This is a genomic window from Bdellovibrionota bacterium (genome assembly GCA_040386775.1).
Classification (GTDB): Bacteria; Bdellovibrionota; Bdellovibrionia; order Bdellovibrionales; family JAEYZS01; genus JAEYZS01.
Map to the genome: position 1 here is coordinate 34,058 of JAZKEU010000007.1, position 12,761 is coordinate 46,818.

Annotated in this window: 16 protein-coding genes; 5 read left to right on the top strand and 11 right to left on the bottom strand. The window is 38.9% G+C overall.

What is annotated here, in order from left to right:
- The first annotated feature begins 46 nt into the window (after window positions 1-46).
- Window positions 47-1,378, top strand: a complete 1,332-nt coding sequence (locus V4596_02495) for a hypothetical protein (GenBank protein MES2767989.1) — start codon at window positions 47-49, stop codon at window positions 1,376-1,378.
- A gap of 12 nt (window positions 1,379-1,390) precedes the next feature.
- On the opposite strand, the gene V4596_02500 is transcribed toward V4596_02495, so the two are convergent.
- The 4 genes from V4596_02500 to V4596_02515 form a co-directional block, all read right to left on the bottom strand.
- Window positions 1,391-1,702, bottom strand: coding sequence for a helix-turn-helix domain-containing protein (locus V4596_02500; protein MES2767990.1), 312 nt, complete (start codon window positions 1,700-1,702; stop codon window positions 1,391-1,393).
- A complete protein-coding gene (locus tag V4596_02505; GenBank protein MES2767991.1) occupies window positions 1,692-1,970 on the bottom strand; it encodes a type II toxin-antitoxin system mRNA interferase toxin, RelE/StbE family in 279 nt (92 codons plus the stop codon). The genes V4596_02500 and V4596_02505 overlap by 11 nt, the downstream gene beginning before the upstream one ends.
- Before the next feature lie 186 nt (window positions 1,971-2,156).
- On the bottom strand, window positions 2,157-2,900 hold the full coding sequence (locus tag V4596_02510) for a TerC family protein (GenBank protein MES2767992.1): 744 nt from the start codon (window positions 2,898-2,900) through the stop codon (window positions 2,157-2,159).
- A gap of 40 nt (window positions 2,901-2,940) precedes the next feature.
- On the bottom strand, window positions 2,941-3,483 hold the full coding sequence (locus V4596_02515; GenBank protein MES2767993.1) for a hypothetical protein: 543 nt from the start codon (window positions 3,481-3,483) through the stop codon (window positions 2,941-2,943).
- 119 nt (window positions 3,484-3,602) lie between these two features.
- On the opposite strand from V4596_02515, the gene V4596_02520 reads away from it, so the two are divergent.
- From V4596_02520 to V4596_02530, 3 genes are read left to right on the top strand one after another with little or no spacing between them, the layout of a single operon-like run.
- The gene (locus tag V4596_02520) at window positions 3,603-4,445 is read left to right on the top strand and encodes a lysophospholipase (GenBank protein ID MES2767994.1); all 843 of its coding nucleotides are present in this window, start codon (window positions 3,603-3,605) and stop codon (window positions 4,443-4,445) included.
- 43 nt (window positions 4,446-4,488) lie between these two features.
- Window positions 4,489-5,067, top strand: a complete 579-nt coding sequence (pyrE, locus tag V4596_02525) for an orotate phosphoribosyltransferase (GenBank protein ID MES2767995.1) — start codon at window positions 4,489-4,491, stop codon at window positions 5,065-5,067.
- Window positions 5,061-5,657 (top strand): hypothetical protein, encoded by a 597-nt coding sequence (locus tag V4596_02530; protein ID MES2767996.1) that lies wholly within the window; start codon window positions 5,061-5,063, stop codon window positions 5,655-5,657. The genes pyrE and V4596_02530 overlap by 7 nt, the downstream gene beginning before the upstream one ends.
- Here the strand turns inward: V4596_02530 and V4596_02535 are convergent.
- Window positions 5,654-6,043: a hypothetical protein gene (locus tag V4596_02535; protein MES2767997.1), complete on the bottom strand. Its 390-nt coding sequence runs from the start codon at window positions 6,041-6,043 to the stop codon at window positions 5,654-5,656. The genes V4596_02530 and V4596_02535 overlap by 4 nt on opposite strands.
- 87 nt (window positions 6,044-6,130) lie before the next feature.
- Here V4596_02535 and V4596_02540 point away from each other — a divergent pair, with 87 nt between their 5' ends.
- Window positions 6,131-6,991: a LysR family transcriptional regulator gene (locus tag V4596_02540; protein ID MES2767998.1), complete on the top strand. Its 861-nt coding sequence runs from the start codon at window positions 6,131-6,133 to the stop codon at window positions 6,989-6,991.
- Between the two features lie 40 nt (window positions 6,992-7,031).
- On the opposite strand, the gene V4596_02545 is transcribed toward V4596_02540, so the two are convergent.
- The 6 genes from V4596_02545 to V4596_02570 all read right to left on the bottom strand — a co-directional run bounded on the left by V4596_02545 (window position 7,032) and on the right by V4596_02570 (window position 12,579).
- Entirely contained in the window at window positions 7,032-7,616 is a 585-nt protein-coding gene (locus V4596_02545) for a hypothetical protein (GenBank protein ID MES2767999.1), read from the bottom strand.
- Window positions 7,617-7,632: 16 nt separating this feature from the next.
- Window positions 7,633-8,208, bottom strand: a complete 576-nt coding sequence (locus V4596_02550; GenBank protein MES2768000.1) for a hypothetical protein — start codon at window positions 8,206-8,208, stop codon at window positions 7,633-7,635.
- Window positions 8,209-8,380: 172 nt separating this feature from the next.
- On the bottom strand, window positions 8,381-9,964 hold the full coding sequence (gene nadB, locus V4596_02555) for an L-aspartate oxidase (protein MES2768001.1): 1,584 nt from the start codon (window positions 9,962-9,964) through the stop codon (window positions 8,381-8,383).
- 46 nt (window positions 9,965-10,010) lie between these two features.
- Complete coding sequence (locus V4596_02560; protein MES2768002.1) at window positions 10,011-10,937, bottom strand: hypothetical protein; 927 nt, start codon at window positions 10,935-10,937, stop codon at window positions 10,011-10,013.
- 48 nt (window positions 10,938-10,985) lie between these two features.
- Window positions 10,986-11,699, bottom strand: a complete 714-nt coding sequence (locus V4596_02565) for a hypothetical protein (protein ID MES2768003.1) — start codon at window positions 11,697-11,699, stop codon at window positions 10,986-10,988.
- A complete protein-coding gene (locus V4596_02570) occupies window positions 11,683-12,579 on the bottom strand; it encodes a TIGR02147 family protein (GenBank protein ID MES2768004.1) in 897 nt (298 codons plus the stop codon). The genes V4596_02565 and V4596_02570 overlap by 17 nt, the downstream gene beginning before the upstream one ends.
- Window positions 12,580-12,761: the final 182 nt, after the last annotated feature.

The following is a 12,761-nucleotide window of genomic DNA, read 5'->3' on the forward strand; positions in this document are numbered from 1 at the left end:
TTGAAATCACAAGAATTTTTCTACCTTCACCGATACAGATAATAGTATGTTTTTAATATTGGTAAGTATCTTTTTAAGCATAGGCTCTTACGCAAAAGATGTGGCTTATCTTTTGGATTGTCCCATCGCAGATAGCCCTGTGCGGAAGCTAACTTCGCAAGAGTTGATATCCAATATCAACGATTATTTAGTACAAAAAGAAGTTTCGCCTTTTCCGTATGCTTGCCAAAAAAAAGGTGATTTAAAAAATATGTCGGCTACGGGAATTGGCCACAGAAACATTCCTAGCCAAGATTCCCAAGGAAATTTATCTCGAGATTTTTTTCTTATCCTTCTTACTAAAATTGAAAATTACATCAAAGACAATATCAACCTCACCTCCAATATTGAAGGCTGCTTGGGCAATTCAAAGAGCCACGCTGAGTGTAAAGAAATTTTGAATTGGGCGAAGAAAGTTGTTCCTCTCAAAGTTCAAGAAGCAAGATATCATCTGTCTTTAGGGACGGAAAGAGATGCCGCTACCGCAACACAGCTTTATTTCCCTAATACTAGGTTAGACACTTTAAGATCTTTTAAAGAAACTCCTTGGCAAAGACTTACACCTAAGGAAATTCAATCTGCTAATGCTGCTTTAAAAGAATACATGGATAAGGGTAGGGCAATTACTCACCGGGAAATGAAAGGGGAAAATGTCGTAGAAAGAGTTGCTTTCTTGGACTCAAGAATTAGAGACATACGATTCGAACATATGACCGCATACAGGGCGTTGATAGGTGAGATGCCATTAATGAATTACATCACATCTGCAAACCCCAGTTTTACTGAAATTAAAAATGCGGCCCGAAAGACCCACGATAATGCGTTAAAAGAACTCGCAAAAATTCAAAAATTAAAAGCAGAGCTCAAAGCAAATCCTAGAGTTTTATATAATGATTTATTCTACGCCGTAAACTATTCCAATTTATATGAAGAAACTCTTCTAGAAAATCCAAGATTTTGTCCATTAGGCGCAGCCATATTTCGCACCAATGACAATCGTGTATTGGGAAATGCCATTGCCATTGGGGCTCCGCTGCTAGTTGCAAGTTTCTTAGCACCTCCGGCGGCCGCGGTGGTTGGGGGACTCGTAGCAGGCGCAGCTTTTGCGGCTCAGTCACAGCATCAGTACTCCCAAACAAAACAAAGAAATTTAGGCAAAGTGTTCAGTGAAAATGGTGAAGTCGAAAATGAAGAATTAAGACAAGATAAGAAATACCGAAATCTAGATCTGGTCATGTTTCCTTTATCCGGATTAGGTGCAGGTGCGATTTCTAAATATGGCCGCCCCTCAATACTTTCAAAATTTAAAAGTAAAAATTATTTTCCAAAAAATAATTAAACTCCTTAATAATCAAGACGCCTTAACATCCACTATAAATTTCAATCCCGCATTATCCACAATAGCCTGCAGAGCCAGTTGTACAAATCTTTCTTGAGAATATCCTAACACCTTGGCAAATCTAGCGGCTCTCTCCGGGCTAACCGTTTTTCGTTCTTTCTCGATGTCATTAAGATGAGACTTGGATATTCCAAGTATTTTAGCAAACTCAGGTTGAGTCATTTCTTCTCCACGACGAATCGCCCATAGCAATCGACTAAAGCGAACAGGCCCACCGGTTCGATTTTCTAAAAATTTTATGGCATCGCTCTTTTTAGTACTCATGTTTATCAATCCTTTCAACCAACACGAATAAAATCCTATCGTGTATTATCCTATAATAAGCTCTATAGCCTTTATTTAATCGAATAGAGTAATAACCTTTTAACTTACCTTTTAATGGTTCATCGTGATATCCACGTATTTTTCTAACCATTTCAAGAGATTCTTTTTCAACGCTATCAATCCAGTCTTGAAGTTTATCTGCTATATAAACTGGAAGTTTTGCTAATTGTTTTTTAACAGTATTACTCAATACAACTTTTTTAATCATATACTTCTTTCTTCAAAAAGTACACCCAAAAGGTGTACTTTTTAATATTCACAGAAATATATGCAAAACAAAAGAGAGACTAAAAACAAATATACGCGCATCTGGTGGCCAGATGCGTACGTATCCTGAATTCAATGTCGGAAATCGGTTTGGGTTTTCAGACTTAATATCAAACTTATGTCGAATTTATGACTTAGTGAAAGGCTCGTTCAACTTCACTTTTTTCTGATTCTTCCTAAGCTTCAAGTTTAGAAGCTCAACTCCAAGTGAGAACGCCATAGAGAAGTAGATATAGCCTTTTGGAATGTGGTGACCTAATCCATCGGCAATCAAAGTTACGCCAATCAAAATCAAGAAGCTCAAAGCCAACATCTTAATTGTTGGATGATTATCTACAAAATCTGAAATTGTTTTTGCAGAAACAATCATGACCGCCGTCGATGCAAGGATTGCCGCCACCATGATGGATTTTTGCTCTACCATGCCCACCGCCGTAATTACGGAATCCAATGAAAACACGATATCCAGTAGGAGAATCTGGAAAATCACTCTACCAAATGAAGCTACGATACGTTTGTTCTGTTCTCCATCTTCACCTTCCAGTTTGTGATGGATTTCAAAAGTACTTTTACCAAGTAAGAAAAGCCCACCGATCAAAAGAATCAAATCTCTACCCGAGAATTCATTTCCAAGAACTGTAAAGAGTGGTTCTGTCAAACTCATGATCCAAGCCAACGACATCAAAAGAATGATTCTTGTGATGACCGCGAGTGCAAGTCCAAGCATACGAGCTTTACTTCTTTGTTCCGCTGGAAGCTTTCCGCAAAGAATAGAAATAAACACGATATTGTCCACGCCAAGTACGAGTTCTAGAGCAAAGAGAGTTGCGAAGCTAATCCAAGCTTCAGGAGAAGATAAAAGTTCTAACATATGAGGTCATCCTTTGTTGTGCTAATTTTTTTCTTAAGGCTTAATTCCCGCCGCCGCCAGCTCCAAAGCGGTATTCGAAACCGAATCCAAAGAAAAGTATAGTACCTGGATGAAAATTGAAACGCATTTCCATTCTAAGAAATAGTGTGTCAGCAATATGAGCAAGAACACCGCCGGCAGTATGCACTCCGCCATAATATGTGTGTTCTGAAGAAGCCGGACCTTTTATTCTGATTAAATCTGCACCAAGGAGACCATATACAAAAAGATCTTGAAACGGTATGTCGCCTCTTAAGCTAAGATGAAGATCCGAGTACTTTACGCCTTCCGAGTTAGAGCCCGTATAGCCAGCTTCTAAAAGCGTCGACTCAAATAACGGATATCCATATCTTACCCCAAAACCGCTTAAAATTTCATCGGTTGCTGGAATAGAATTAGGAAGTAAGGGACCGGTATGAATGCTTACTGCATGACCAGTGGGCTTTGCTGTTCCGCCAGTAGCTTCTTGTGCCATAGCATTTTCAGGAAAACTGGAAAGCATAACCAAGAGACCGAGGGCAATAACAAGCTGTATAAATCTCATCTGAAAACTCCGGGGTAAATCCTTAAGCTGTAAATCTTTAAAACTATATGATACATGAGAAACCTCAGATACTCAAATCGTCACTTGACGATCGTAAGATTGGGATCCAAAATCCAAACATGCTTAAAAGATCCGAAGGTTATTTCAGAGGCAAAGACGATTTCGAACTCTACTTCCAGGCATGGACTCCTGCAAAGCCCGTTGCGACTTTAGTCATAAACCATGGTCTTGGTGAACACACAGATTGTTATCAAAGATTAGTCGATGGCCTGAGCGATCAAAACATTCAGTTCATTGCTTGGGACATGAGGGGTCATGGTCGCTCTGAAGGAAAACGTGGCGTTGTAAAAAGACTTTCAGATTATTCAGCAGATCTTGTTATCTTGATTGATTTTATCCGAAATGAAATTTCAAAAAAACCAATCGCGATGGTTGGTCACTCTTTAGGTGGATTGGTTACGCTCAATACAATCATCAGAAATCCAGAATTGGACATCAAATGCGCAGTTCTCAGTTCACCACTTCTTGGAGTGCAGGTAGAAGTGCCAGAGCTGAAAAAAATTGGTGCAAAGTATTTGGCAGAGTATTTACCAAGTCTCACGATGTGGAATGAGCTTGACGATAAAATTTTAACTCATGAGAAAAAAATTCTTACAGAGTTTGAGAAAGATCCATTGAGGCACGACCGCGTGAGCCCGAGACTTTACCTCGATATGGTAGGTTACTCGGAAAGAATTAGAAGAGAGGGCGGAAGCGTCCTTCTTCCAATTTTCTTCCAACTCTCAGGCCAAGACAAAGTTGTTAGCACAAAAGCAAGTTCTGCTTTTTATGAGACTGTAAAATCAAAAGACAAGGAATTAAAAATTTACGAAAACTCATATCACGAAATCTATAACGATGTAGAGCGTGAGGTGGCTTTTGCAGACATTAAAGCCTTCTTTAAAAAACATCTTATTGCCTAATCTCTCACCGAACCTCTACTTAACTTCTCTAAAGGAGAGAACAATGCTCGAACTTAAAAGCTTAAGCCCAGATGTTCTGAAGAAAAAATTAATCGACCTTATCAGAGAAAAATCCTACGAGAAAAAAGAAATCACTCTTTCGTCAGGCCTTAAAAGCAATTTTTATATCGATATGAAGCAAACCATGCTTCACGCAGAAGGCATTTATCTGATCTCACGGTTGATGCTCGAGAAGCTACAATCTCTTGATGGCAAGATCACAGGTGTTGGTGGGATGACTATGGGTGCAGATCCCATGACGTCGGTGGTGAGTTTGATGAGTTTGACGTGGAAAAACCCAATTCATGCATTTTATATTCGCAAAGAACCCAAGGGACACGGGACCAACGAATGGGTAGAAGGATTAAAAAACTTCTCTAAAGGCGAAAGTGTTTTTATATTAGAAGATGTTGTCACAACAGGTGGATCAAGTCTTAAAGCTGTGGAACGCGCAGAACAAGCGGGTTTAAAGGTTTTAGGAATTCTCACCTGTGTAGATCGTCAAGAGGGCGGTCGTGAAAAAATCGAAGCCAAGGGATTGCAATTTATAACCTTGGTCACCAAGCAGGAAATCGAATGTTGAGACTTTTAGGTATTATTCTTTGTGGCTCTTTGTATCTTATTACAATGTTAGGTTGTACTTCTTTGGACAGATCTACTGTCGCAGACAACAATTATTATTCTCTTGTTAAGGATTACTCAGACAGAGCGGAGTTTTATTCTGGTTTCATGAACGTATTCCAAATTCATGCTACGATATTGAATCAAAAAGTTTTAGAAGCCCAAGTGGAAAAGAAAGCTTCAAGTTTCAACTGGTCAGACACTCAAAAATCAGAAGACATGGCTAAAATCACAAATAGTCTTCGCGGTGAAACAACAGTGTTTGTGAGTTTCTATACTCCAGAAAACAAATTGAATAACTTGGATAGCCCAAGTTCAATCTGGAGAGTTTTCTTGGACGTGAATAACAAAAGATACGTAGGTTCGGTTTCGACTTATGTGGGTTTTGCCAATGAGGCGCAGCTTTTCTACCCTTACCATACGATATTTGGAAAAGGTTATCTCGTAAGATTCCCAGTTCCTATGATGAACATTCAGGATTACCCGATGTCACTCACAGTCACTGGGACAATTGGATCTGATACAATCAAATTCCCGGCGATGAAGAATTAATCGTTTATAAAAGAAATAAATTCTTTTCCTTCGATTTCAAATTTTTCTAGATTTCCATTGGCTTTATACTCAGGAGCTGGGTCGCCACCATCGCAGTCAAACCATTCCATGGCTTCATATCTATCAACATGCACTTTGACTTGAGCATTTGCTGGTAGAGAAGGGCTATCAGTGATTTCTGAGTACAAGAATATTCTGGTCACTTTTTCAATGCCATCATAGTAAGAGCACGACTCGTATCCGTGTTCGTGCCTACAGCTTAAACGTCCTTCAGATTCTCTAGTAAAAATTTTTTGACCCACAACATATTCTGGGATCCACGCGCAGCCTGATGCCCATGTTTGTATTGGTAAAGCTAAAAAAGTCATTAATAATAGTTTTTTCATAAATCCTCCCTTTGAGAAGGATGTAACAAAGATTGAAAGATTAAAAAAATATATAATTTGAATACTATCTATGCTTTAAAGGCATATATGAATTTGCATCACTTAAGATACTTTTATGTCGTAGCTCAAGAAGGGGGATTCTCCAAAGCCTCAAAACTCTTAAGGATTCAACAGCCAGCCATCAGCAGAATGGTCGGTATGCTCGAAGAGGATATGGGGTTTAAGCTCTTTGAAAGGGTAGGAAGAAATGTACGACTAACTCGCCAAGGTGAGGATGTCTTTGAAACCTGCAAGAATATTTTTGGCGAAGTGGATAAGCTCAAAGCGTCCATTGGCCAAATGAATGAGGAATGCCAAGGACCATTGGTGATTGCCGCTTCAGAACCTATTGCGAGCCATTATATTCCTCGTGTTTTGAATCCTTATCTTCGTGCCCATCCCAAAGTTTACCCACAAATTTTCTCAGGACCAGCCTCCATGCTTTTTGAAAAACTTCTCAATGGAGATATTGAGTTTGGTTGTTTTTTTCATATTCCAGAATTGCCAGAGAGATTGGAAATTTTTGAAAAGAAAAATATTCGATACCATCTTGTTATTAGGAAAGATTTAAAGAAAGATCAGGAAGTGATTTCATCCTTTATAGGTTCAAGAGAAATTGATGACACATCCACGAGACGTTTTCCGACGCTAGAGCGATTGCGAAAAGACTATCCACTAGCCACAATCAAAATTTCTAGCAACAACTTGACGGCGCACAGAGGAATGGTTCTTCAGGGTTTAGGAGTTTCGATACTGCCGGATTTTTTGGTGGTAGAAGATATTAGAAATGGCTTACTTACAGATATTTATCCTAAAGAGAATTTTATATTTCAGTTGAAGTACATCAAGCGAAAGACATCTTTACTCTCAAAGAATGCACAAACATTTATAGATTTATCCCTAAAATAAAAAATGTCAGCCCTCATGGCTAGCATTTGAAATTTATAGATTAGAATAGGTTGCTGCAGTTTAAAGGCAATGGTGTAAAACCGAGGATTTCTCCTCCGAGGGTAGTGCCGACTTTGGAGTTAGTGATGCGATCAATTTCTAACGCTACTTGAATATCAGAAAGTTCTTGCTGTTTTGCTGCGTACTCCGGAATGATCGGAAATTTGTGGCGTTTAAAAGTATAAATAGTTTCCACTCTCATTTTTGGATATGAAGATAAGACTTTCATGCGACTATTGTGTTTAAACCCTTTCATAACAATAAATTCCGTGAATAGTCTTGGTCGATCCAATCCAGCTTTAAGGACCCACTCTACGCCACGCACATCGTGTATCACTCCATTTTCAATAAAGCGCCCTTTTTCCATGATCAAGGGAATGGATTCCATATCGGATAAAGATCTTTGATCGGGATCAATCACCACTCTGCCGTAATGAAAGACAATGCCGGTGAATTGTTTTTCGGCATAATCATATTTGGAGCTTGTGAGCTGGTGTAAAAGAAATTTTCGCAAAGGCATATCTTCGGCATGAGAAGCAGATGACGTTGAAATGATTATAGCTAAAGCAAATAAAAATCTATACACGTATCCTCTCTCTCTCTTAAAATAAACTACTGCAACTTGGTGCGGGTAAAAGTAATTGTTTGTTAGTGGGTATAACGAATTGAAGATTTCTTCCTACAATTCTACGAAGATCATTGGTGGCTATTATTTTTGCTTTTTCAAATTCTTGTTTTTCATAGTCGTGAACAAGTGGGAAATTTCTTCTTTCAAGAATGTAAGAATTTTTATTTATCACTCCATGTTTAGAGTAAATGCTATGCCCCTCCAGCGTGGTGAAGAATTCATTCGTAAAATTCATAAAATAGGTAGGGCGGTCAAGACTTGGTAGAAATCTCCAAGAAACTTCCATGAGATCATGAATAAGATTTCTTTCGGTAATCTGTCCCTTTTTGATGATATCCATAAGTGAGGCGGCTTCTGCGGAGGTGAGGCGATCTAGATCGATGCTCACTTCTCCATAATAAGAAAGAATCCTTGAAGATTTTTTTTCATTATAAGTATGTTTGGAACTTGTAAGCTGAGGCAGAATAAATTCTTTCAGAGGTAAGGATTGCGCATGAGAAGTAGGCGATAACAAAACGAGCAATGATAAAACTAATAAAAATTTACCCACGACACCCAAAACATATACCCCATAAAACCTATATTATTACCCAAACGCATTTGCCCTAAAGATTTATACATGTCATTTTCATAACTTACGATGCATTTTTGCTTCTATGAAAAAAAGATAGGAAATAAGTTAAGCGACAGAGCTCTGGAAAAAGTGATGTCGATCGTACCTTTTAGATAATTGTATCTTTAGCTTTACTTTGTTGCTTTGGATAATCCAGATTGTAGTGAACGCCTCTTGATTCTTTGCGTTTCAGAGCGGATTTAACGGTTAAACTTGCAACCAAGGCAAGGTTTCTAAGCTCCAAAATATCCGTATGCATTTTAAAGTTCCAGTAATATTCCTTCACTTCACTCATCAGATTATCAAGGCGATGCTCGGCTCTTTCGAGACGCTTATTGGATCTTACAATTCCCACGTAATTCCACATGAGTCGTCTAATCTCTTCCCACATGTGCGTGATCATCACCATTTCATCTTTGTCTTCGTTGTGAGAATCTTTCCAATCTGCAGGCTCAAGTTCAGTCATGGGAAATTCATCCTTATGACTAATTATGTACTCACTCGAGTTGTGAGCGAAGGCCAAGCATTCTAGCAATGAATTAGAAGCCAAACGGTTTGCTCCATGAAGTCCGCTGCAGGAAGTTTCTCCGATAGCAAATAGCGCATTCAAATCTGTTTTTCCGTGTCGATCGATATGAACGCCACCGCAGAGATAGTGAGCAGCGGGCACCACCGGAATGGGATCCTTATCCATAAAGATTCCGTACTCAGCGCACTTTTGATAAATCACGGGGAATCTTTCCATCAAATATTCTTTTGGCTTATGAGTGATGTCGATATACACGCACTCTCGGCCCGACAATTTAATTTCGCTATCTATAGCGAGTGCTACGGCGTCTCTCGGAGCAAGAGATCCAAGTTTATGATATTTGGTCATAAACTTTTCACCTTTGTGCGTGATGAGTTCTCCGCCTTCACCACGAATTGCTTCGGTGATTAGAAAGTTTCTCGCGTCGGGGTGATAGAGGCACGTCGGATGGAATTGCATCATCTCTAAATTTGTAACTCTGCAACCTGCTCTATAAGCCATGGCGATTCCATCGCCCGTAGCGCCTTCCCAGTTGGAAGTGTAGAGATAAGTTTTTCCTGCCCCGCCAGAAGCCAAGCAAGTGGCCTTTGCAAGAATTTGTAGGACTTGCTTTTTATCATTATCAAAAATATAGGCGCCGATGCAGCGAGGAGGAGTGGTGAGGAGAGGATTTGTTTTTCGATCGACTAGAAGATCAATGGCAAAATGATTTTCTAAAATTTTAATGTTGGGATGTTTAGAAATTGTGTGCAGTAAAGATTTTTGAATCGCAGCCCCGGTGTAGTCCTTCACGTGCAGAATTCTTCTCTTGGAATGTCCGCCTTCGCGGGTTAGGTCGATGGATTTGTGATCTTCTTGGAGATCAAATTTTACGCCCCAGTCGATGAGATCTTGAATTCTCTCGGGAGCTTGTTCGATCACATTTCTTACGATGTCTTCACGGCAGAGTCCGCCGCCGGCATCGAGCGTGTCTTGAATGTGTTTATCAAAACTATCGCTCTCATCAAACACCGCTGCGATTCCACCTTGGGCCCAATTTGTATTGGTCTGATCGCTTTTTGTTTTCGAAAGAATTGTCACGTCACCATGCTTTGCCATTTTCAAAGCAAAGGCCAAACCTGCGAGGCCGGTTCCAACTACAAGGTAATCTGTTTTGATCGTCATAGCTCTGGGATAATGAGTCTTCTTGGGTGGATTATCAAATGAAAAATTACTTAATTTCTGAAATTTTCTGAGAATCTAAAGAAAATTGATAAGTCGCGCTTTTTGTTGATAACGATATATAATTTTTAATGGTGAGACCAGATTTTTGAAAATAGAAACAATACCTGCGAAAAGCGCACAAAGAGGTATGTTTGTCTTTAAGCTCTGCTAATAAATCCTTAGTGGGCGAGAAGCTAGAGTCTAAAAAGAATAGATTGTATTTTGCTAAGTAGGAATCATTTAAAAGGACGGCGAAGGAAAAGTGTGTCCATATAGAATCGAAGGTTAAAAAATTCGGTTCAATGCTCGAAGAATTTCTTTTTTTATAAGAGAGAGTTGCAGCTTCAATATTTTTTGATCCAGATTCACTGCTTGTGGCAATGTCGTGGATGAAGAGCTCTCGACCAAAGTGAGCGTACAAGTAATACATAAAGAAATATGAGACCAAATATCCTTGGGAATGGATTTGATAGTCTTCAATGTCGTTTGAAAGATGGTAGAACTTTAAATTCCTAAATTGGTTTTCAAAGCCTTCCGGCCATTGTCCGGCATATAGAGTTTGTATGAGATTTGCGAGGCCTTCTTGAATCCAGCGTTCTTCGTTGGGTTGATAAGCGTTTCGTAAAATGTGCGTGAGTTCGTGAATAAGAACAAGTTGGTACTCTACAGCGGATTTCATGTTGTCATGAACTTTGATGGTTTGATTTTCGTTATCGGTGTGATGAACAAAACCCAAATAGTTTTCAAGAGGTGTTAATTCGATCTTTATGGGATAGAGATTTCTATCAATAGGATCAGGGATGTATTTTGTTAGAAAGTTATATGCTCTTTGAGTTTTTTCTTCGAGGTCAGCTTTATTTACAAAGTATTTTGGCAGTGAAGCATAACTATAGTTAAAATCTCTAGCCTCAGAATGAGCTAGAGATTTTAACATGATTAAGGATACTAAAAAAAAATAGCTTCGAGCTTTAAGCATTTTTTATTATCTTTTTACATAAACTAAAGTGATGTCGCAGACATTTGGAAGATGATAGTTTTTTCTTTTTCCACCCCATTCTGTAGGTTTTTTTTCTGACCAAGGGCAATGTCCAGGAAGTCCATCTTTTTGCTGCGTGAATAAAACACCAGACAAAACACCAGGCGCAATTTCTCGATATTCATAATGGTAGCCATCGGTAGTGTCTATTCTGTCCGCACTGCCAGCATAACTTGTGATCATAGTACCGGTGTTCGATTGCGAAGGCAGATAGAATGAATTATTTAGGTCAACTCTGGGATAATATATTCCCTTATCATCATGATTATGGCATTGGATAATGTTCATATAGTTTTCATCAAAGTCATATGGAGTGCCCCAGGACGCAGCTGTAGTCATTTGTGGCTTAAGCATTATGTCCAATGCTTTCTGTGCGCTGAAGTGTTGAAAGTAAATGAGTGCAGTAGAATAAAGAATTGCATTTTCTGAATTGATTATCCTTAAGCCTGCATAGCAGCCGGTGTAATTTTGCAGTGGAACTCTTCTTCCTTCGGCCTCTTGCCAGCGTTGATAGATCCTTTCTTCGACGCTAAGGTTGTCGTTTTTATTAGACAGTATTTCTTGCACAGCAAGCGTCACGGTACCGTTCCCGGTGTTTTCTGCTTGAGCTCCTTGAGCAATAAGCAATACTGCCAAAGTAAGGTTAAATAGTTTGTTCATTAAAATCCTCCGATTTTTTAGAACCTTTCTGACTCAAAACGCTTTCGCTTTGGATAAAAGATTTGGTTATAGGTACTAAATTTAAATTTAAAGCATAAATTTTTTCATTTGTCTTACGGTGCTTAGAAAACATATCGTTGATCTCGTACATAAAGTTGCGAATCTTTGTTCTCAAGAAATCATACTCTTCTTTGCCGAGTGCTATGATGTTGGATTGGAACTCTCTTTCTTCGATAGGGAGCTGAAGGGCGCTGATGGATTTTTCGAGCACATCTTTGTGGTAGTTTTGAATGGCGAGGCTCCGAACATGAGTTGTAGTTTTGATAATTATTTCTGATGCCGAATAAGTCTGATCACCCAATTGAGTGACAAAACCCAAATCTACTAAGTTTTTAAGACACTCTTGAATGAGTTCTTTTTTTACTTCCAAGGTATTTGCAATCGAATCTACGTCTTTTTTAATGTGCCTCTGTCTCAGGAGCACCATCAATACCGGATGAATGTACTGACTGATGTATTTATACTCATCGATGATGCGCTCAAGTTTTTCGTTTTTAGGTTGAAGCTGAATGAAGGTTTCCCAATAATATTTTTTTGAATCCGTAGTCGTCGCCTGATTAAAAGCCACGAGGGTCGTAAAGGCTTGCGCTTCCAATTTGTTGAGCTCAAGTCCGTGAATAAAGCGCACGATCGCATCACTCGAAAGATTTCTTTTTCCAGTCAACGCCAATCGAAGATAACTGCGAGATTTAAAACCCGCTCGCTCCGCAAACGTCGCATGAGAAAAAGATCCTTGGGATTTTTTCCATGTGTAGAATTCTTTGAGGTACTCTCGAAAATCTATATATTTGAATATCGAGGGCTTATTGTTTTCTTCCATGAACGTTTTCTAAACAATTTCTTAAAATCACACAATGGCTAATTATGGAAACATTAGAAAACATTTAAACTTTAATAAATTTAAATACTTAAGATCAAAATAGAAAACACAAAATGCTGTAAAAAAGCCACTATAAGAAAACAAAAAGCCAAAATGCCCCTTTTGGTCTTCGATATTGTTAA